A 20,000-nucleotide genomic window follows, 5' to 3' on the forward strand; every position below is an offset into this window, starting at 1 on the left:
TTCAGGCGCGGCACGCTTTGGCGGACGCCTCGACCCACGCCCGCGTGGCCTGACAGCTTTCCATCGCCCGCCCGAAGGCATCGCGTTCGCTGAGCCGGGCCATGTAGGTTTGCTCGGCGGCACCGAGGGCGACTCCGCCAAATCCGCGGGCCAGCTGTAATGCGTAGTAAACCGAGATGTCGGCGGCGGTGAACCTGTCGCCGGCCAGATATGGCGAAAGCGCCAGCTGCCGGCTCACCAGTCCCAGCCGGGTCTGGAACACGCGGAGAGCCTGGCGGGCGCTCCAGTTCCTTCGCTCCACCTCGGGTGCAAAATTGCGGGCGCCGCCGACGAAATAAATGGGGGCCGCGAGGCTGGCTTCGCCGAGGTGGAGGAACTGCTGGTACGCGGGGAATGCAGGATCTTGCGCGCCTGGCGCCAGCGGCGTCGGCCCATAGCGCGCCATCAAGTACTGCATGATCGCAATCGACTCGACCATGACGACGTCGCCGTCCCGAATAGCCGGGATGAACCCGCCAGGGTTGATGGCCAGGAACTCCGTGTCGTCCTGCACGCCGGCCGCCAGGTCCACGGGCCGCAAACGGTAAGCGAGCCCCATCTCCTCCAGCAGCCAGACAACCCGAAAGCCTCTGCCTTCCCCGAACACCGTGATCATGCGTACGCCTTCAACTGATTGCAACTGGCAAGCGGTCATTTATCAGCGGACTGATCCTGTTTTGCAAGCGGTGGTCCCAAAAACCAATTGCGATCCAAAATCAGTCGATCTAGCCTATAACCGATTGCATAACACAATCGGAACCGCGGACGTGCCGGGTGAGGAGGAAGGGGTATGGCCAAGCTCGTGTTCGGAATGAACCAGTCCCTGGACGGCTATGTCGACCATATGGCATTTGCGCCAGGCCCCACGCTCTTGCGCCACTTCATCAAGGAAGCTCAGGCGCAGGCGGGCAGTGTCTATGGCCGCCAGATGTATGAAATCATGCGATACTGGGACGACGATCATCCTGAATGGAATGCGGACGAACGCGCCTTCGCGGCGGCGTGGCGGAGACAGCCGAAATGGGTCGTCTCGCGCTCGTTGAAGTCGGTTGGCCCCAACGCCAGGCTTGTCGCGGATGATCTCGAGGGCGCGATCCGGGAGTTAAAGGGCGAGCGCGACGGGGAGATTGAAGTTGCCGGCCCGAACCTGGCGCAAAGCCTCACCGAACTTGGCCTGATCGATGAGTATCGGATCTACCTGCACGCCGTCGTGCTGGGGCACGGCAAGCCCTATTTCGCCGGACCCCGGCCACCACTGCGCCTTATGACCCATGATCGGATCGGCGAGGATGTGATCAGGTTGACCTACGTTCCCGCATAATCTCGCGGCCCGCCGGATGGAAATTCGCCGCTGAAGTCCGGTCTTGTGTTGAGCCAAGGCGACGGGGGACGGGTTCGCTTTGGCGGCGAGCCCGGACGACATCGCGCATGGCGGCGCCGCTGTTGGAAAAGCAGCTACCCCTTCATGACATTTGCCGGAGATGTTCTAATTGTGGTTGCGGCCGGCAGGTGATCCTATTGCGGCAGTTGAGTCCTCGCCCTCGGTTCCATCCAGAGCTCAAGCGCACCATGTCGATTTCCGATACGATCTACCGCCCGTTCGAAAACTTGATCCGGCCGCTGGATATTCCCTACCGGCCGCTGCCCGCCAAGGGGCCTGCCGCCGTCCTCCTGCACTTCATTTCGATGTTTCGCGGCGTGCTGATTGCCCTGGCGCTTTCCTCCATGGCGATGGAAGCCATCAATCTGACGATCGTCTGGGGGCTTTCGGTTATCGTCGATGGCGTCACGCAACAGGGCGCTTCAGCCTTCCTGCATAACGAATGGCCGCTTTTGACGTTCCTCGGCCTGCTGATCTTTCCGGCCATGCCGGTGGTCTCGTTCCTGCTCAACACGCTGACCTCGCACACGCTCGGCGTCGGCATGCCGGCCGCCATCCAGTGGCAGGGCCACAAGGCGGTGGAACGGCAGGATCTCTCCTTCTTCCATGACCTCTATGCCGGTCAGGTCGCCTCGCGCCTGCAGCAGGTGGCATCTGCCGTCCAGCAGCAGATCATTGCCGCGTTCCAGTCCATTCCACGCTTCCTGCTGCAGTTGGTTGGTTCGGTGGTCCTGCTCAGCGCGCTGTCCTGGCAGCTTGCCTTGCCGGTGGTCGTCTGGATCGCGCTGAACGTGGCATTCACCGTCAGGGTCGTTCCCACCTTTGCCGAGCGCTCGCGCCGCACCGCCAGGCAGCGCAGCATGGTGGCGGGCGCCATCACCGATCTCTACACCAACATGCAGATGATCAAGCAGTTCGCCGCCGAGGACAGCGAGGCGGGCGCTATCCGTCGCATCATCCAGCAGACCGTGCACACCCAACACAGCGAACAACGCATCTACCGTACCTCGGAACTGACTGTCGTCGTCCTCAACATGACGCTGTGGCTGACCACGCTTTCGATCGGATTTTCCGGTCTCGTCAATGGGTTTCTCTCCATCGGCCAGTTTGTCGGCGCCGTCTACATCCTCCAGCGCCTGTCGACACAGATCTTCACATTCCTGCAGATGGGCCAGCAGATCTTCCAGGCGATCGGCACGATCAAGGACGCCATGCCGGTCATGACGACCCCGCCCACCATCACCGACTGGCCGGATGCGGCCCATCTCAAGGTCGAGACCGGCGAGATCCGTTTCGAAAACGTGCGCTTCGCCTACAAGGCCGGAAAGCCGGTCATCGAGGATCTGTCGCTGAGGATCCGCCCGGGCGAGAAGGTCGGCCTCGTCGGCCTCTCGGGCGCTGGCAAGACCACGCTCGCGAACCTGCTGATGCGCTTCTACGATGTCAAGGAGGGCGCAATCCTGATCGACGGACAGGATATCCGCGCCGTCAGCCAGGCAAGCCTTCGGCGCGCCATCGGTGTTATCGCGCAGGATGTCGCGCTGCTGCATCGTTCTGTCGGCGACAATATCCGCTATGGCCGGCCGGAGGCGAGCGAACAGGAGATCCAAGAGGTGGCCAAGATGGCCGCCGCCGATGCCTTCATCGCCGATCTTTCGGACGCCGAAGGCCGCAAGGGCTATGAAGCCTTCGTCGGCGACCGCGGCATCAAGCTGTCAGGCGGCCAGCGCCAGCGGGTCGCCATCGCCCGCGTGTTGTTGAAGAACGCGCCGATCCTGGTGCTCGACGAGGCAACCTCCGCCCTCGACAGCGAGTCCGAGGCTGCCATCCAGGAGAGGCTTAACCTCGTGATGGAGGGAAAGACGGTGATCGCAATCGCACATCGCCTCTCGACGATTGCCATGATGGACCGGATAGTCGTGCTCGAGCAGGGCCGGATCGTCGAAGAAGGAAAGCCGGACGAACTGGTCAAGCGGGACGGCCTGTTTGCACGGCTGTGGAAGCGCCAGACAGGTGGCTTTCTCCCTGAAGAGATCGGCTAGCCTGGAAACGCTCCCGTTTTTCCGCGTGGGTGCCTCAAGGATGAAGAGGATGAATTGTCAAAGCGGACGCCTCCAGGTCCTCCTTGCTGAAGATGGCGCAGGCTCCGAGAGGCCGGCTATGTGCTGTGGCCTGCCGCCGCTTCCGACCGCTTCCGAGACGTTCACGGCCGCTTCCGGCATTACCCGGAAACTGCCTTTGGGTGCGTGCGATAGACAAATTCATGGTCGGGTCAAGCTTGCAATTTCCCTTATTTGGGATATTTTCTCACATATGGATACAGCCTCACCCCACTTCAAAGCCTTGGCCGACCATCTTCGCCTGCTCCGGGCAGTTCGTGGACTTACCCTTCAGGAGCTCGCGGCAAACAGCGGGGTCAGTCGGGCGACGCTGTCCCGGATCGAGAATGGCGAAGTCAGCCCAACAGCGGAAACGCTTGGTCGTCTGGCATCGGCTTTCGCGTTGCCGCTTTCCCAGCTTCTGGCGCCGCTCGAGCCGGACTTTCCCCCGCTTGTCCGCCGCGCTGACCAAAGCATATGGTCGGACCAGGAGAAGGGCTTCACCCGCCGTGCTCTTTCGCCGCCCAGCGGGCGACTGAAGCTGGAAATGATCGAGTGCGAGATCGCGCCCAACCAGCGCATCGTCTACGAGCGGCCCGCTCTTCCGGGGCACGAACACCACTTGGTGCTTTTGGCGGGTGCGCTTGTTTTGATCGCCGATGGCGTTCGGCACGACCTGCGTCCCGGTGACTGCCTGCGCTATCGGCTGCGCGGCGCCTCTTCCTTTGAGACCGGCGAACAATCGGCCCGCTACATTATCGCCATGGCTTAAGGAACCGCCATACATGGAAACGCAGATCATTGAACTCGACGGTCTCGCCATCGAGAAAAGGCTGGGGGAGCTTTCCAGGGTTCTCGCAGACAGCGTAGCCGATGGCGCGGCGATCAGCTTCATGGCGCCCATGCCCTACGAGGACGCGGCTCGGTTCTGGTCGGGCGATGTTCAGCGTGGGGTCGCTGCGGGACGCAGAGTGCTTTTCGGCGCGGAGCGGGGCGGCGAGATCGTCGGAACCGTCCAGCTTCTCACCGCCATGCCGCCCAACCAGCCGCATCGCTGCGAGATCGCAAAGATGATCGTCCATCCGCAAGCACGCAGGCTCGGCATCGGGCGAGCCCTGATGAATGAAGCGCTGAATCGTGCGCGTGAACTGGGCAAAACCCTCGTAACCCTCGACACGCGAACCGGGGACGCCGCGGAGCCGCTATACGTTTCCGTTGGCTTCGAGGTGGCTGGTGTGATCCCTGGCTTCGCCTGGGACCCGGACGGCAAGGCGCTGCACGCGACGACCTACATGTTCAGGCGGATATAGTCAGGTGCCGCGGGTCTGAGTTTCGCCGGCATGGGCGCGGTGATCGGCGCTGCGCGCCGATCCCATCGCCGCCATGAAAGCAGGGCGGGCCGGCGAAGCCAAATTGAAAGGGGACGGATCTCAGCGGTGGTCGGACGCGACCGGTGTCGCCGGTGCATGCGTAGCCGGGTGAACCTTGAGCGCGGTCAAGTTGTGTTAAGCTGGGTAAAATCCCGCCGCCCGCGCGCGTTTGTGCCTTATGGGTGACCGGCGTGAATGACGGACGGAGTGCAATGAACAAGGTCCTCCTCATCGACGACGATGTCGAGTTGACGACGCTGCTGCAGGAATACCTGGTCGAAGAAGGGTATGACGTCGCGACAGGCACGGACGGCGGCGATCGAGTGCCATGGCGGGCGGGTATACGCGTCGCTACCGGATGTCGGCGGCCTGGCCATCATGCTGGAGATTCCCCGGCGGCCGGCGACGAGCGGCCCGGCGAACGATCGAGGCTGATCGCAAGTTTTGGTAGTGGGTCAGTTTGAATTACAAGCACCATGGCAGGCGGCCTACTCAGCCTCATGCGTTGGCGGGTTGACCGCCGACACATATTTCTCCTCGATCCAGATCGAATGCATGTAGGCGGGTTCTCCAAAGACCTCACCGACCTCCAACTCCAGCAAGTGTGTCCCCGAATCATTCGTGACGCTGATAACCTCAAATTTTCGCCCGACACATCCGAGGAAAAGTTCTTTGGTGCGCATGTAATCGCCCGGAAGATCATCCTTAAGGTCCTCAGGCGCACCAATGACGGTCACTATGCTACCCGCAGAAATCATTAAGCGCCTCCAACGCTGAGAGGTTGGCGCGCCTGTGCTTTGTAGGGCCCGCGCACCGTCGGTTTCTCGGCTTCCTTAGCTTCAACGAGCGCGACATATCACCAATTTCCGAAAGCCTGTCAGTGACGCCAGCGGCCATAGCTGGGGGAACGCGCAGCGTCTTATGGATGCGGACGAAGTTGTAATACACTGACCCACTACCCAAGTTTTACCCAACTTTACACTGCCTTTACGGCCATTAACGCCGGCATCGCTAAAGCTGGACCGTGATCCCGGTTCTTCAAATGCGAGAGAACGGACTGATGTCGGCGACCGATGCGGTGTTCCAGCAGGGCAAGAGGATGCGGTTCCTCTGGCTGGCCGTCCCATTGCTTTTGATGCCAATCCTGTTGTCGCAGAGCGCTTGGCCGCCGGAGAGCCGTCCTCGCCAAGGCATGGAATTCATGGGTTGCGCCTTTATCCTCCTATGTATCGCCGGGCGGTGCTGGGCATCGCTGTATATAGGCGGACACAAGAATCGGGACCTCATTACGAACGGCCCTTATCGATACACCCGCAACCCGCTGTACTTCTTTTCTTCCCTGGGGCTTGCCGGCATCGGCCTGACTTTTGGGTCAATCGCTATCGCGGCCTTCTATTTTTTGTTCGGGTATCTGGTCTTCGCTTATGTCTGCGCCCGCGAATCGATTGCCCTGCACGGGCTTTTCGGCAATGCTTACCGGGAATATTGCCGCGAGGTTCCCGCCTTCTTCCCCCGCCTCGGACGAAGCGCCGGCGACGCCGCAGATCAGCTGCCCATGACGTTCAACCCAGCTGCGCTGAAGCGTACTGCAATCGACAGTTCTTGCTTTCTCCTGGCAATCCCCGCGTCCGAACTCATCGAGACGTTGCGATTTGCAAGACTCCTCAAGCCTATGTTGCCCCTTTTTTGATAGCGGCTGCCCGCCCGTTGAGACGGTTTCGAACCTGCGTGCGGTTGCAGGGCCGCGCGATCACGCTGGCGCTTCCCCGGCAGCCGGCGATGTATGCGCCGGCTAAAGATCGAGGCTGATGGCAAGTTTTACCGAACTTTACACTGCCTTTACCGCCATTAACGCTGGGGCCGGTAAAGCCTGAACCCATGATCCCCGGTTCAGGCGATTTTGACAATGATCGTTAAGCTTCGGCGACTTGAAATGCGGCCGCGGGCAGCGCTCAGCGTGGCCCTGTTCTCATGGTTGTCCGCCTGCACAAATGTGCCCTTGCCGGAGGGCACGTCCCTCGATTCCTCCGCCGGAATGCGCCCATCGGGCGGCACCCTCACGCATGCAAAATTGCGCGTGGATTCGGCACCGGTGCTCGCCGCGCAGACGGTGCGCATCGTACCGACCTCTACGCAGGTCGGCAGCCGTGGCTTTGATACCAACGACCTGACGCTGGTGACCAACGCGATCGACCGGGCACTCTGCACCGACCTTGCCGACCGCTTCAAGGTCGTGTCCGCGAGCCAGCCGGCGGACCTCACCGTCCAAGCGACGGTCACCAACATCGTTGCGACGAACCGTACGGCAGCGGCGGGTTCAGTCGTTGCGTCGCTCGGCGGCGCGGCGGCGGGGCTCGGGGTTCCAATCCCGCGCCTTCCGATCGGCCTCGGCGGCCTGGCGATCGAGGCCGAGGCGATCGACAAGGAAGGCTCGCAAAGGGCAGCCATGCTCTGGTCGCGCGGTGCCAACATGATCACGACAAAGCCTCGGGTGTCCGCTGTCGGGGATGCGTACGCCCTCTCTTCGGCCTTCGCCGCGGACTTCGCCCGCATGGTGGTCACGGGCAAGGACCCATTCAAGGGAATGCCGGCGATACCATCCATGCAAAGACTGCGCGCTTCGCTGGGCGGCAATCCGAAATACGACGCCTGCAAGGCGTTCGGGAGGGCTCCCGGCATTTCGGGGCTCGTCGCCGCCCGATTTGGCTTGCCGCCCACCTGGACCGACAAGGGCGCTGTAGTCTCCCACTAGCGACGGAGAGCACATGTCGCGAGAATCGGCCATTACGGGTCTCGACCGTAGCCGCGCAGACACCGTGCCGCGCGACAGAATCTGCTCACCACCCGGTTGCGGCCTCGTCCTCAGCGGTTATTGAGGGGCCGTAATCAGACGTCGGTTTAGGCTCGATTGGCTAAGATATTCCAAAAGGACTTCGCTTCAGGACTGTCGCGGAGGCCATGGTCAATCAATGGTCACTGGCAGGTCTATGGGTCCCAAGAGGCCGCTCTGAACCGTCTCAGTTCGTCACAATCTTTGCTGCGAACGCGACCGCGAGCCGCCCAAATCGTCAGCCAAATTTCCGGCATCGCGATGGTGGGCAAGGTCCTTATGCTGGTCGCCGAGCAGTTGTTTGGCCGATTGGAGCCAGAACGCTGAGTTTCCCCGCGGCACTGACCTCCGGTCCTGCGTAGGTGGCGAAAGCGCCGGCCTCATACGGTCGCTCACCTTCATCGGGCCCGACACGTCCAAGCCGATTGGGCACTCCTGCCGGAACTGTCAGCCGTCACGATCGTTTCATTCATTTGCGGGGCCAGGCTTGGAAAGCTAAAGAGAGGAGGACGAAAATTGACTGTCATCCTCATCGGTGCGTTACTCATCATCGCTGGCATTGTCTACATGGCAGGCGCGGCACTCTCATACGGTCGGCTCAGCAATTTGGCACCGCACGGCACTCCAGCCGACCGGTCGGCCTCAAGGCTGGCAACGCCTGGCCCAACTCTTGAGCCGCGCCGGCGTGGGCTCGGGTTTCTCGGCTTCTCGCGCAACTGGCCAGGGCTGCTAATGATAGCGGTCGGCATCGTTCTAATGTTGTCCGGCGCAGTGCCTTAGGCGCGGGAGCTAGGCGGCCTTTCGTGTACGGTTAGGACCAGCTATGACGCGACCTTGCGGTTCACGCCCTGCGGAAGCGCATTCCAAGCGCTCTGGTCCCTCAAACAGTGAATGGTCCGGCCTGCGATCCCCGCCGCGATCGTGTTCGTGGCCGATCCGGACAGCGCGCCGCAGACCGCGCAGGACCAGTTGAGCAATCTCTGTCGGCTGACCGCGGCCGCAGCCGCCGCGGCCATGGTGATCGCACGGGGCGAAGGGCTTCAGGTGGTCGCGGATGAGCTTGAAATCAGCCCGGGCACGGCCCGCACCCAGCTGCAGCACCTATCCGAAAAGACGGAGACGCGGCGACAGGCGGAGTTGGTGCGCCTTATCGCGGCCTGTGGACTTTACGACCGACAATAGCCGGAGCGCAGACCTTGCGTGACCTCCGCCTCGCGCTCAAGTCGGTGAAGCGGCCGGCCGATACCGGCCGGCAACGATACGACGAAAGAGCCACAGGATGACCGGGCAAACCAGGAGCGCGACGGCGCCGAAGTCGAGCGCGGCGCTCGCGGAGCCGACCGATGTGGAGAGCTTTCCTCCGATCGCCGGTCCGGCCAGCATGCCGGCGTAGTAGACCGTGTAGAATAATCCCATTCCGATCGGCCGCGTTTTCTGCTCGAGCACGCGCGCGGGCAGGCTCATGATCGCACCAGCCGGCAAGCCGCAGAAGATTCCAAGAGCGACGACGATGGGAAGCACGGCGCCGCTTCGCGACAGGAGAAGTGTCAGTAGCGCGAAGGCAATGCAGCCTGTGACGACGATGGTCTCTCCGCGTTTGGTCCGATCGGCGAGGAAGCCGCCGAACGGAACCGAAAGCACGGCGAGCCAGAGCACGATACTGATGGTTGGTCCGGCGGCCGCACTGGACCAGCCTCGCTCGACAAGCATCGACGGCCCGAAACTGAAGATCATCGCAAAGCCGATATTGTAGAGGCACCAGATCAAGCCGGCGGCAATCACCGCGCAGACCGTGCCGGCGGTCAGGTTGCCGCGCTCTGCTTTGACCGCGACGGGCGCATCTGGCGCGCGATAGACCAAAGTCACGAGGCAGAGACCGATCAGGATCAACCCCGCGACGGCAAGGTTGACGGCATGGAGCCCGAATGTCGCTCCGATTGCTGGCAACAGCATCAGCGAGATTGCGATGCCAGCCGGCCACGAGTTGATGAAAACGGCCATCGCGGTGGCGATTTCCCGACCGGCAAACCAGTCCGCGACCATCTTGGTCATCAGAACATTCAGGAGAACACCGCCGATGCCCGCCGTCAGTCGGCCCGCGATCTGCGCGCTCCATGACGGTGACGCGGTCATCAGCAGTTCGCCGGCCAGCATCATCACCAGTCCGGCGAGGACCGTCACCTTGTCGCCATAGCGGCGGCCGATCGCGCCGCCAGGCAAGGCCAGCATGGCGCCCGGCGCAAAATAGAGTCCGATCAGAACACCGATATCGGCCAGGCTCGCGCCGAGAGCCTGGCTGAGCTGTGGCGCGACGGCCGCGACGCTCTGAAACTGAAAAGCGATGGCGGCACGAGCGACGAACAGGACAGCAAGAATCGTCCAGCGGCTTCGCACCTGGATTTCGCCCAATGCCATAGACTATGCCGTCGGCTTGATATTCTGGTTGAGACGGAAGAAATTGGTCGGATCGTATTTGTCCTTGAGCGCGACAAGGCGTGCGTAATTTTCACCATAGGCGTCACGCACCCGGTCCTCGCCCTCGTCACCGAGATTGTTGGCATAGACACCGCCGGTCGAATAGGGCCTGAGGGCGCTCCACAGCTCGCGCGCCCAACCCATGTTCGCGTCGTCATCGGCCGGATCGTTCCAGATCGCGATCGGAAAGCAGTCGAAGGCCGCATCGCGATTGGCGTAGGGTGAATCCGCTATCGGAACCCGTGCGATTGCCCCGCCGACGTGCTGGAAAACCAGCAAAGACGAGGTGTTGGGAGCTCGCGCATAGGCGTCGAGCAGCGCATCAATCGCGCCTATGCTGATCTGGCGCAGGAATTGCGCCTTCCAATAGTAGCGGCGGCCGCGCGGAAACAGGGCATCGCCGCCCGACTGAATCTCAAGATAAGGGACAGTTGCCAGGCGTGTCTCGACGGGCGAGCCGAACTTGACGATCGGTGAAAGGGCAAGCTCGCCGTCATGTTGCGAACCGACATAGCTGCCGGCGATGCTGAAGAACCGGTCGCCCGACGGCAGCGTTACGAGAGCTGCATCGACGTTTACCTCATCGGCAGCGTTTCGGGCGAATTCATCATAGAACTGCATGGCGCCACGCGCCTGATCGTAAGGATGAAGCGCCGACGCGACAAGCAGTGAAGTGCCGAGCGCATGCAACTGGTATTCAAACGCCGTCACGATGCCAAAATTGCCGCCGCCGCCCCTCAAGCCCCAAAACAGGTCCGGGTGTTCGGTCGCGCTGGCCCTCAGGATCTGTCCCTCGGCGGTCACCACTTCGGCGGCAATCAGATTGTCGCAGGTCAGCCCGTATTTTCGCCCGAGCTTGCCGAAGCCGCCGCCAAGCGTGAGCCCGGCGATACCGGTATCGCTGTTGACGCCCATGGTGGTCGCCAGTCCGTGCGCCTGCGTGGCACGATCGAATTCGCCCAGATCGAGGCCGGCCTCCGCGCGCGCGGTTCGACGGACCGGATCGACATCGATGCGTTTCATCCGCGACAGGTCGATGACCATGCCGCCGTCACAGACCGAGAGGCCAGCGACATTGTGGCCTCCGCTGCGGACGGCTACCGGGAGCGCGCTGGATCTCGCGAACGTCACAGCCTCAACCACATCCTGGGCATCGGCGCAGTAGGCAATCATGGCCGGCTTTTTATCGATGGCGCCATTCCAGACCTTACGCGCCTCGTCGTAACCGGCGTTCCCCTCGAGGATCACATTGCCCTTGAGCCGTGGCCGTGGGGTGGGCCGAGGTCCGGGGCGCGATTTGCCTATCAGGCCGTCATATGGCTGTCGCTGCTCCATCCGATCTGCTCCTCGCCGCAAATGCCCATGCCATCATCTCATGGAGTGCCAAACCATTTCAAAATCGAAGAATTCAGGTGCTGGATGAGAAAATCTCATCTACGCTGATGGAATGAGGAAGCTTCCACCGCTTCGCGCGCTCCATGCCTTCGAGGCCGCAGCCCGGCATCACAGCTTCGGGACCGCCGCGAAGGAGCTCGGCGTGACGCCGACGGCAATCAGCCACCAGATCCGACAGTTGGAAGAGGCCTGCGGTGTCAAGCTGTTCCAACGCCGCCCGCGGCCGTTGCTCCTAACGAGCGCGGGCGCTCGTCTCTATCCGGCCTTGCGCAATGGCTTCGACGCGTTGGCCTCGGCGGTGGCGCTATTGATCGAAGAGGATGTACAAGCGCCGCTGCGCGTGACGAGCCCGAACGCGTTCGCCAGCAAATGGCTGGTTCCGCAACTGCCGAAATGGCGTGAAGCAAACCCCGCCGTCCCTTTGGAGATCATCGGCACGGACACTGTCCTCGATCTGAGGGCGGGCGCCGCGGACGTCGCAATCCGCTATGCGCGAAAGCCGCCGCTCGATTTTGTGGCACACGAGGTGTTTCGGGACGTATACATTCCCGTTTGCAGCCCACATCTGCTGGAGCGCCATGGCCCGATCACGCGGGCTGCGGATCTCCTGCGTCTTCCTTTGATCCACTATGACTGGATGAACCGCGATCCGGAAGCGCCGACCTGGCGGCAATGGCTGGCGGTTGCACGGTCGATCGATCCCGATTTCACCCCCCTCGAAAAGGTCTGGGACCTGAGTTTCCGCGAGGAGCTCCATGCGATCGATGCCGTTGTCGGCGGACAGGGCGTTGCGATCTGCAGTGACGTGGTCGTGAGCAATGAATTGAGAAACGGACTGCTGGTGAAGGCGCATCCGCTCTCCCTGCCCGGCTACGGATTTTATCTCGTCTCCATGGCCCACAGTCCGCGGATGCCGGCCCTCGCGGCCTTCTCGATGTGGCTGAGGGCGCTCAGTTGAAGACGGAAAACCGGCGACTGGCGACGTTGCGGCCCTGATCGATCTCACGGTCTTGTCGTCAAAGTCGAGAGCTGATCCGTGTCATAGCGGTTTCGCAGATCGGCGAGCGCCTTTGGGTCCGGCGCACCCTGCGCAGCGAGTTTCGCGAGTTCTTCGAAATAGTGCTCATGCCCGGGCGGAGAGACTGTCATCAGCACGCGGGCCGGTTTCTCGCTGACATTCGTGATGTTGTGTGGCACGCATGGCGGGATGAACAGATAGGTTCCGGGCGTTGCGCGGATCGTTTTGTCGCCGACATGCCACTCACACTCGCCCTCAAGCAGGTAGAAGGTCTCCTCCTGCACCCGGTGAACATGCCGCCCGGTGGCGAACCCCGCCGGGATCGTCCAGTCGAACATGCTCGTGTGCTTGGTATGTTCGCCGGTGACGAGGAAGACCATAGGATGACCACGCAGCATGACTCCGTTCTTCTCATCGGGCATGCGAATGACGGCATCGGCGCTCATGTGATCCTCCATCGACCATGTGCTGACTTCTGCAGGCACGTGCGTAAGATCGGTGCTCCGTGCCGGGAAGTCGTGAATCCGTTCCTAAAAATCTGCTAAAAGCGTTGAATGACAATCGGAGGCGACATCTACCGGTTCGGCCCGTTCCGCCTCGACCCGGCGGCGGGCATTCTCTACCGAGGGACCGAGCCGACCATGCTTGGGCGGCGCGCCGTCGCGCTGCTGCGCCAACTGCTCGAAAACGCGGGCGTACCGGTGTCAAAGGACGCGCTGGTCGAGGCCGGCTGGGGCGGATTGGCGGTTGCCGACAACAATCTGACGGTTCAGATCGCAGCCTTGCGCCGGGTGCTGGCGCAGGAGGCGGATGCGGAGAGCTGGATCGAAACGTTGCCGCGGCGCGGCTATCGCTATGTCGGACCGGCCGTTGCGGCCAATGATCCTGCCCCTGCCGGGTCGGCACTGACATTGCCCGACAAGCCATCCGTCGCGGTTCTGCCGTTCTCGAACCTGAGCGGCGATCCAGAGCAGAACTACTTCGCCGAAGGGATGGTCGACGACATCATCACGGGCCTCGCACGCATTAAGTGGCTGTTCGTCATCGCGCGAAACTCGACCTTCGCCTACAAGGGTCGTGCCGTGGATGTGAAGCAGGTCGGTCGCGAACTTGGCGTGCGCTATGTGCTCGAAGGCAGCGTGCGAAAGGCGGGCTGCAACGTGCGTGTGACCGGCCAGATGATCGATGCATCGACCGGCGCTCATGTGTGGGCCGAACGCTACGACCGCAGCTCCGACGATATCTTCGCGCTTCAGGATGAGATCGCGCTGTCGGCCGTTGGCGCAATTGCACCAAGCATACGGCGTGCCGAAATCGACAGGGTGAAGCGCAAGCGTCCCGACAGTCTCGATGCCTACGATCTCGTGCTCCGGGCCCAGCTCGATGTCGATTCCGGCATGCCTGAGCAGATCACGCGAGCGCTTGTGTTGCTCGAACGTGCGATCGAACTCGATCCCGCCTACGCGTTGGCGCACGGCAGCGCGGCGATGTGCCACCATTGCCTCTTCCTCCGCGCCGGCTTGCAGGAAGCCAACCGTGCCGCTTCGATCCGCCACGCCCGTTCCGCGATTCTGCACGGACAGGACGATGCGGCGGCGCTGACGCTCGCGGGGTTTTCCATTGGCATGGATGGGCACGACCGCGGCGCTGCTTTCACCGCGCTGGAAGCCGCACTCGCCATCAGTCCATCGTCGGCACTGACCTACATCCTTGGCAGCGTCATTCTCGGGTGGGCCGGCGACGCCGAACGGGCCATCGAATGGAGCGAGCGCGGCATGCGGCTCAGCCCGTTCGATCCATGGACCTTCGCCGCGTTCGACGCACAGGCGATGAGCCATCTGCTGCGCGGCCGCTATGAGGAATCCTGCCGTGCGGCCTACAGGTCAGTTCAGGCCAATCCCGCGCACAGCATCACTTATGTGCAATTGGCCGCGGCACTCGTGAAACTCGGACGGCTGGAAGAAGCAAAGGCAGCCGCCGCGAGGGTGCTCGAACTGCATCCAGCATTCCGCTATGGCCGCCAGTTCGCCGGGGTGAATTGTGCCCCGGCGCTTGCGGCAACTCTTGGCGATGCGCTGCGGACCGCCGGGCTCCCGGAGTAGCGTGCTGCTGCGCTTTTCGCCTTCCGCCATTTCCCGATCTCGGCTCGGGTGAGGTTCCGGCGGCTATCGGCGGGAAATTGTGGCGTCGCGCGGTGGCAGTGGATGAAATGGCGCGCCCGAAGAGATTCGAACTCCTGACCCCCAGATTCGTAGTCTGGTGCTCTATCCAGCTGAGCTACGGGCGCGCATCAGGCCATGTTTTCAACGGCCCCGCGATCCGATCCCAAGGACCGGCCGCGAATGTGTGCAGTTCCCTAACGACTGAATTTGGGAAAAGCAAGCCGATCCGGCAAAAGTTTTGTCGTGGGCGTGTCATCCGGTGACGACGGCCCCGATCCCAGGGCTTTGAAGCTGCCGCGAAGCCGGTCTCGCTCAGGCAGAGAGGGGAAAAGTCTCGGGCGAAGCTCATCGAAAGCGTCAGGCTCGAAGGGCAGAAGCCTCGGGAAAACAGCGCCGAGGCCGTCACGCCGGGCGGCGCAGGCTGCCGCGGGCCTGATCGAGCCGCACCGGCTGGTCGGGAATGGTGACGGCGAAAGTGGTGCGCCCGCCGATCGATTCGACCAGCTCCACCGTGCCGCCATGCGCCCGGATCAGTTCGTGGGCGATCGCCAGGCCAAGGCCGGTGCCGCCGCTGCGCGCCGAGCCGCGGAACGCCGCGAACAGGTTTTCGCGCGCCTTCGGCGGCAGGCCGGGGCCGGTATCGGTGACGGCGATGCGGCTGACGCTGCCCATGCGCTCGGCCGATACGGCGAGCCGCCGCACCACGGCGCTCTCCGTGTCGGCCGCCATCGCCTGCACCGAGTTGCGGCACAGATTGGTGAGCACCCTGAACAGCTGGTCGGAATCGGCGTCCACCTCGAAAGCCGCCTCGACGGCGTTGATGAACTCGATGCCTTCCTCGATGTCGAGCAGGCCGTGCACGTCCTCGACCAGCTGGCGCAGCCGCACCCGGCGGCGCGAAGGCGGCGGCTCCTGCGTGCGGCCATAGTGCAGCACGCCTTCCGAATAGGAGACGGCCCGGTCCAGCGCGCGCAAGAGCTTCGGCGCGAAGGCCTGCACGGTTGGGTCCCTGACCTGGCGCAGGCGGTCCGATATCAGCTGCGCCGAGGCCAGGATGTTGCGCATGTCGTGGTTGATCTTCGACACCGCCAGGCCGAGATCGGCAAGGTGTTTCTGCTCCGAAAGCATCTTCTGCAGCCGCTCCTGCATCTGCGACAGCTCGCGTTCGGCGACGCCGATCTCATCGGAGCGGGCGGCGGGACGGATGATGCGGCCGGGATCGTCGGGCGCTTCGGAGAAGGACAGCATCGAGCGCGTCATGGTGCGGATCGGCCCGATCATGATCAGGTCGATCGCGGCATAGACCAGCATGGCGGTGAACAGCGAGATCAGCAGCGAGACGAAGGCGACGTTGCGCGAATAGATGAGCATGGCCTTGCGCAGCGAGTAGTCCGGCATGATCAGCTCGAATTCCTTGTCGCTGTCGCCGACCGGACCGAAGACGCGCAGCATCCGGTCGCCGCCGAAGAACAGCGTATCGAGCGCGCCGGTCATGCCCTTGATCATGCCGACGCTGGCGAGGTCGATATGCTCGTCGACCTGCGGCGGCATGTCCGCCACCACCAGAAGCCGCGAGACGCCGCCGTCGCGCACCGCGATCGCCTTGGCGCCGATCGCCATCAGCACGTCATTCTGCGCCGTGCGCGACAGCGAAGTCGACTCGCCCTGCACCAGCACGATCGACACGGCCGCCGCCGTGCTCAGCCGCTCCTTGAGCCAGCTCAGCCGGTAGCTGGCGATCCAGGGCAGGAAGATGAGCACTTCGGCCAGAAGCACAAAAACGATCGTCAGCAGCAGCAGTTTCGTCGACAGGCCGCGCGACAGGGGTACCGTGCGGACGGCGGCGGGCGCCGTTCCGTTCCCTTCCCCCGCTTGGCTGGTTTCGCTCATGCGTTCCTGTCTTCACAATCACTTGATCGGCCAAGATTAGGCGATTACGGCATTTTTGCCAATTTCATCCTTTGGCCGGAACATTAAATTACCGTCATGAAGCCTGCGTCCACGCCGCACCGGCGCCGGATTGACTTCCAAAACCCTTCTTTCTATAAGCCCGCTCACGCTCGGGCCATTCGTCCCGGCGCGGTTTCGATCGCGCCAAAGCCGGCCCGGCAAAGCTCCTGTTACAGAGTGACAGAATCAAGAAGGGCCGCACCCCGCGGTATTAAAACAAATGAAGCGTACCTACCAACCGTCCAAACTCGTCCGCAAACGCCGGCACGGTTTCCGTGCCCGCATGGCCACCAAGGGTGGTCGTGGCGTCGTCGCAGCTCGCCGCAACCGCGGCCGCAAGCGGCTCAGCGCCTAAGCGAGACGATATCGTTGCCCGCAACCGGCAAGCCAGTGGGGCAAAATCCCAAGCGGCTTCTGAAACGCGCGGAATTCCTGGCCGTCCGTCGTGGTGAAAAGCGACGCGGACGGTTTTTCCTCGTCGAGGTCCTCGACCGCGGCGATGGCGGGGTGCCGCGCGTCGGCTACACCGTCACCAAGAAGGTCGGCAACGCTGTTGTGCGCAACCGCGTCAGGCGGCGGCTTAAAGAGGCCGTCCGCGTCCATGCCGCAGATGACATGGTGCCCGGCAATGATTATGTCATCGTCGGGCGCGATGATGCGCTGCGCGCCCCCTTCGGCCAGTTGAAGGCCGAACTCTCCCGCCGACTTCGCGGAACACGATAGGCCAAGGGCTCTCGATGGAAAACAACCGGAACTTCTTCATCACCATCGCGCTGTCGGTGCTGATCCTGACTTTGTGGCAGGTTTTCTACATGAACCCGCGCGTCGAGCAGCAGCGCGAGGCCGCCAAGATCGAGCAGCAGCGGGTGGAAGAGCAGAAGAAGGCGGCCGAGGCCGCCAATCCGGGTGCTGGAACACCGGCTCCGGCGCCGGGCACCATTCCCAACGCGCCCGGCGGTGACACCGTCACCGCGGCCGGCCGCGATCAGGCGCTGGCCGCTTCCAAGCGCGTCAAGATCGACACGCCGAGCCTCGAGGGCTCGATCAACCTGACCGGCGCCCGCCTCGACGACCTCAAGCTCAAGCACTACACCGAGACCGTCGACAAGAATTCGCCCGAGATCGAACTGCTCAACCCGCAGGCGCTGCCTACCGGCTATTTCGCCGAGATCGGCTTCGTCGGCAACGACAAGACCGGCATGGTGCCGGGTGCCGAAACGGTGTGGAATGTCGACGGCAATCCGACGCTGAGCCCGTCGACGCCGGTGACGCTCACCTACACCAATGACAAGGGCCTGACCTTCAAGCGCACCTTCTCCGTCGACGCCAACTACATGTTCACGGTCACCGACACGGTGCAGAATTCCGGCACCAGCGCGGTTTCGCTGTTCAACTACGGCCGCGTCACCCGCTACGACAAGCCTGCCGTCGCCAGCACCTATGTTCTGCATGAGGGCCTGATCGGCTTCACCGGCACCGAAGGCCTGCAGGAACACAAATACGCGTCCATCGAGAAGGACAAGCAGTACCAGCCGGGCAAGTCGAGCGACGGCTGGCTCGGCATCACCGACAAATATTGGGCCGTCACGCTTGTGCCGACAGAGAAGCAGCCGTTCCAGCCGCGCTATGCCTATTTCGAGGATGGCCGCCACCGTTATCAGTCCGACTTCCTGACCGACGCGATCAATGTCGAGGCCGGCCAGTCGGCGACCGTCGAGACCGAGGTCTTCGCCGGCGCCAAGGAAGTCGCCAAGATCAACGCCTATGCCGAAGAGCGCCACATCAAGCGGTTCGACCTTCTGATCGACTGGGGTTGGTTCCACTTCATCACCAAGCCGATGTTCTGGCTGATCGACACGCTCTACAAATTCCTCGGCAATTTCGGCCTGGCGATCCTCGCCACCACCGTCATCGTCAAGGCCATCTTCTTTCCGCTCGCCAACAAGTCCTACGCGTCGATGGCGAACATGAAGAAGGTGCAGCCCAAGATGCTGGAGATCCGCGAGAAATACGCGGACGACAAGATGAAGCAGCAGCAGGCGATGATGGAGCTGTACAAGACCGAGAAGATCAATCCGCTTGCCGGTTGCTGGCCGGTGGCGCTGCAGATCCCGGTCTTCTTCTCGCTCTACAAGGTGCTCTACATCACCATCGAGATGCGCCATGCGCCGTTCTTCGGCTGGATCCAGGATCTGGCGGCGCCCGACCCGACGTCGATCTTCAACCTGTTCGGCCTGGTCCCGGTCACGCTGCCGCACATGCTGATGATCGGTGTTTGGCCGCTGATCATGGGCGTCACCATGTTCCTGCAGATGCGCATGAACCCGACGCCGCCGGATCCGACGCAGGCCGCGATCTTCACCTGGATGCCTGTTATCTTCACCTTCATGATGGCGGGCTTCCCGGCCGGCCTCGTCATCTACTGGGCCTGGAACAACACGCTGTCGATCCTCCAGCAGGGTGTGATCATGAAGCGCCAGGGCGCCAAGATCGAGCTATGGGACAATCTGATGGCACTGTTCAAAAAGAAACCGTCGCCGGCGGAATAAAAGCTCCCCTCTCTCTAAAAGCCCGGTTCGTCCGGGCTTTTTCTTTGGGCGGACATTCGTTCACGTTCCCGTGATCGGCGAAACTGCAAGCGGTCGCGGAGCGTGACTGCGTGTGCATTTCCAAAGGCTATCAATTCCGATCAGCCCTCACCCGGAGGAAGACTATATGCGCTTGCCGTCGTTCAGGATCATCGCCGTTTCCGCTCTCGTCGCCGGCGTGGCGATTGCCGCCCCCGCCTACGCCAAGAACCCTGTTGTCGGCGGGGCGCCGATGTACACCACCAAGAACATCGTCGAGAACGCCGTCAATTCGAAGGACCACACCACGCTCGTCGCCGCCGTCAAGGCCGCCGGCCTGGTCGACACGCTGCAGGGCGCCGGCCCGTTCACCGTCTTCGCGCCGACCAATGAGGCCTTCGCGGCACTTCCGGCCGGCACGGTCGATACGCTGCTCAAGCCCGAGAGCAAGGACAAGCTGACCAAGGTGCTGACCGCGCATGTCGTGGCCGGCAAGATTTCAGGCGCCGAGATGATGAAGCAAGCCAAGGCGATGGGCGGCAAATACGAGATGAAGACCGTCTCCGGCGACACGCTGACCGCCGAGGTCAAGAAGGGCAAGCTCTACATCGTGGACGAGTCCGGCGGCGAGGCGAAGGTGACCATCGCCGACGTCAACCAGTCGAACGGCGTCATCCATGTCGTCAACAAGGTGCTGTTGCCGAAGTAGCGGCT

At 62.6% G+C, this 20,000-nt stretch carries 20 protein-coding genes, 1 tRNA gene and 2 pseudogenes; 15 read left to right on the forward strand and 8 right to left on the reverse strand.

The features are described 5' to 3' along the window. Nucleotide 1: 1 nt before the first annotated feature. Nucleotides 2-655: a glutathione S-transferase family protein gene (locus tag CK226_RS16660; protein WP_095792469.1), complete on the reverse strand. Its 654-nt coding sequence runs from the start codon at nt 653-655 to the stop codon at nt 2-4. A 174-nt stretch (nt 656-829) separates the two neighbouring features. Between CK226_RS16660 and CK226_RS16665 the strand changes: the two genes are divergently transcribed. The 5 genes and pseudogenes from CK226_RS16665 to CK226_RS16685 all read left to right on the forward strand — a co-directional run. Continuing rightward, nucleotides 830-1,360: a dihydrofolate reductase family protein gene (locus CK226_RS16665; protein WP_095792470.1), complete on the forward strand. Its 531-nt coding sequence runs from the start codon at nt 830-832 to the stop codon at nt 1,358-1,360. A gap of 248 nt (nt 1,361-1,608) precedes the next feature. Further along, nucleotides 1,609-3,462 carry an ABC transporter ATP-binding protein gene (locus tag CK226_RS16670; protein WP_095792471.1) on the forward strand — a complete coding sequence of 618 codons (1,854 nt, stop codon included), beginning with the start codon at nt 1,609-1,611 and terminating at the stop codon, nt 3,460-3,462. Nucleotides 3,463-3,733: 271 nt separating this feature from the next. Next, on the forward strand, nt 3,734-4,291 hold the full coding sequence (locus CK226_RS16675) for an XRE family transcriptional regulator (protein WP_095792472.1): 558 nt from the start codon (nt 3,734-3,736) through the stop codon (nt 4,289-4,291). 13 nt (nt 4,292-4,304) lie between these two features. After that, nucleotides 4,305-4,829, forward strand: coding sequence for a GNAT family N-acetyltransferase (locus tag CK226_RS16680; RefSeq protein WP_095792473.1), 525 nt, complete (start codon nt 4,305-4,307; stop codon nt 4,827-4,829). A 272-nt stretch (nt 4,830-5,101) separates the two neighbouring features. Next, nucleotides 5,102-5,203, forward strand: a pseudogene (locus CK226_RS16685) (DNA-binding response regulator); the annotation flags it as partial. A 174-nt stretch (nt 5,204-5,377) separates the two neighbouring features. Here the strand turns inward: CK226_RS16685 and CK226_RS16690 are convergent. Together CK226_RS16690 and CK226_RS35540 are read right to left on the reverse strand one after the other, a co-directional pair. Then, a complete protein-coding gene (locus CK226_RS16690) occupies nt 5,378-5,647 on the reverse strand; it encodes a hypothetical protein (protein ID WP_095773285.1) in 270 nt (89 codons plus the stop codon). A 94-nt stretch (nt 5,648-5,741) separates the two neighbouring features. Beyond that, a pseudogene (locus CK226_RS35540) lies at nt 5,742-5,840 on the reverse strand (IS1 family transposase); the annotation flags it as partial. Nucleotides 5,841-5,949: 109 nt separating this feature from the next. Between CK226_RS35540 and CK226_RS16695 the strand changes: the two are divergent. From CK226_RS16695 to CK226_RS16715, 4 genes are all read left to right on the forward strand, one after another. Beyond that, nucleotides 5,950-6,579, forward strand: a complete 630-nt coding sequence (locus CK226_RS16695; protein ID WP_179301066.1) for an isoprenylcysteine carboxylmethyltransferase family protein — start codon at nt 5,950-5,952, stop codon at nt 6,577-6,579. A gap of 216 nt (nt 6,580-6,795) precedes the next feature. Further along, complete coding sequence (locus tag CK226_RS16700) at nt 6,796-7,641, forward strand: DUF3313 domain-containing protein (protein ID WP_095792476.1); 846 nt, start codon at nt 6,796-6,798, stop codon at nt 7,639-7,641. A gap of 594 nt (nt 7,642-8,235) precedes the next feature. Continuing rightward, the gene (locus tag CK226_RS35545) at nt 8,236-8,499 is read left to right on the forward strand and encodes a hypothetical protein (protein WP_095773282.1); all 264 of its coding nucleotides are present in this window, start codon (nt 8,236-8,238) and stop codon (nt 8,497-8,499) included. A gap of 111 nt (nt 8,500-8,610) precedes the next feature. Next, nucleotides 8,611-8,901 (forward strand): helix-turn-helix transcriptional regulator, encoded by a 291-nt coding sequence (locus CK226_RS16715; protein ID WP_095773281.1) that lies wholly within the window; start codon nt 8,611-8,613, stop codon nt 8,899-8,901. A gap of 36 nt (nt 8,902-8,937) precedes the next feature. Here CK226_RS16715 and CK226_RS16720 read toward each other — a convergent pair whose 3' ends face one another. Beyond that, entirely contained in the window at nt 8,938-10,134 is a 1,197-nt protein-coding gene (locus CK226_RS16720) for an MFS transporter (RefSeq protein ID WP_245437765.1), read from the reverse strand. 3 nt (nt 10,135-10,137) lie between these two features. Next, nucleotides 10,138-11,529 (reverse strand): FAD-binding oxidoreductase, encoded by a 1,392-nt coding sequence (locus CK226_RS16725; RefSeq protein ID WP_095792478.1) that lies wholly within the window; start codon nt 11,527-11,529, stop codon nt 10,138-10,140. A 112-nt stretch (nt 11,530-11,641) separates the two neighbouring features. Between CK226_RS16725 and CK226_RS16730 the strand changes: the two genes are divergently transcribed. Further along, the gene (locus CK226_RS16730) at nt 11,642-12,547 is read left to right on the forward strand and encodes a LysR substrate-binding domain-containing protein (RefSeq protein ID WP_095792479.1); all 906 of its coding nucleotides are present in this window, start codon (nt 11,642-11,644) and stop codon (nt 12,545-12,547) included. A gap of 44 nt (nt 12,548-12,591) precedes the next feature. Here CK226_RS16730 and CK226_RS16735 read toward each other — a convergent pair whose 3' ends face one another. Beyond that, nucleotides 12,592-13,053, reverse strand: a complete 462-nt coding sequence (locus CK226_RS16735; protein ID WP_095788677.1) for a cupin domain-containing protein — start codon at nt 13,051-13,053, stop codon at nt 12,592-12,594. Nucleotides 13,054-13,161: 108 nt separating this feature from the next. On the opposite strand from CK226_RS16735, the gene CK226_RS16740 reads away from it, so the two are divergent. Continuing rightward, nucleotides 13,162-14,709, forward strand: coding sequence for a winged helix-turn-helix domain-containing tetratricopeptide repeat protein (locus CK226_RS16740; RefSeq protein WP_095792480.1), 1,548 nt, complete (start codon nt 13,162-13,164; stop codon nt 14,707-14,709). 108 nt (nt 14,710-14,817) lie between these two features. Here CK226_RS16740 and CK226_RS16745 read toward each other — a convergent pair. Together CK226_RS16745 and CK226_RS16750 are read right to left on the reverse strand one after the other, a co-directional pair. After that, nucleotides 14,818-14,894, reverse strand: a tRNA-Arg gene (locus CK226_RS16745). Nucleotides 14,895-15,171: 277 nt separating this feature from the next. Continuing rightward, nucleotides 15,172-16,659 (reverse strand): HAMP domain-containing sensor histidine kinase, encoded by a 1,488-nt coding sequence (locus tag CK226_RS16750; protein ID WP_095792481.1) that lies wholly within the window; start codon nt 16,657-16,659, stop codon nt 15,172-15,174. A 280-nt stretch (nt 16,660-16,939) separates the two neighbouring features. Between CK226_RS16750 and rpmH the strand changes: the two genes are divergently transcribed. From rpmH to CK226_RS16770, 4 genes are all read left to right on the forward strand, one after another. Then, nucleotides 16,940-17,074, forward strand: a complete 135-nt coding sequence (gene rpmH, locus CK226_RS16755; protein ID WP_008833937.1) for a 50S ribosomal protein L34 — start codon at nt 16,940-16,942, stop codon at nt 17,072-17,074. A gap of 14 nt (nt 17,075-17,088) precedes the next feature. After that, nucleotides 17,089-17,442 (forward strand): ribonuclease P protein component, encoded by a 354-nt coding sequence (rnpA, locus tag CK226_RS16760; RefSeq protein WP_027040889.1) that lies wholly within the window; start codon nt 17,089-17,091, stop codon nt 17,440-17,442. A 14-nt stretch (nt 17,443-17,456) separates the two neighbouring features. Continuing rightward, nucleotides 17,457-19,268: a membrane protein insertase YidC gene (gene yidC / locus CK226_RS16765; protein WP_095788504.1), complete on the forward strand. Its 1,812-nt coding sequence runs from the start codon at nt 17,457-17,459 to the stop codon at nt 19,266-19,268. A 166-nt stretch (nt 19,269-19,434) separates the two neighbouring features. Next, complete coding sequence (locus CK226_RS16770) at nt 19,435-19,995, forward strand: fasciclin domain-containing protein (RefSeq protein WP_095773275.1); 561 nt, start codon at nt 19,435-19,437, stop codon at nt 19,993-19,995. The last annotated feature ends 5 nt before the right edge of the window (nt 19,996-20,000 follow it).

Source organism: Mesorhizobium sp. WSM4311, from assembly GCF_002295115.1.
Classification (GTDB): domain Bacteria; phylum Pseudomonadota; class Alphaproteobacteria; order Rhizobiales; family Rhizobiaceae; genus Mesorhizobium.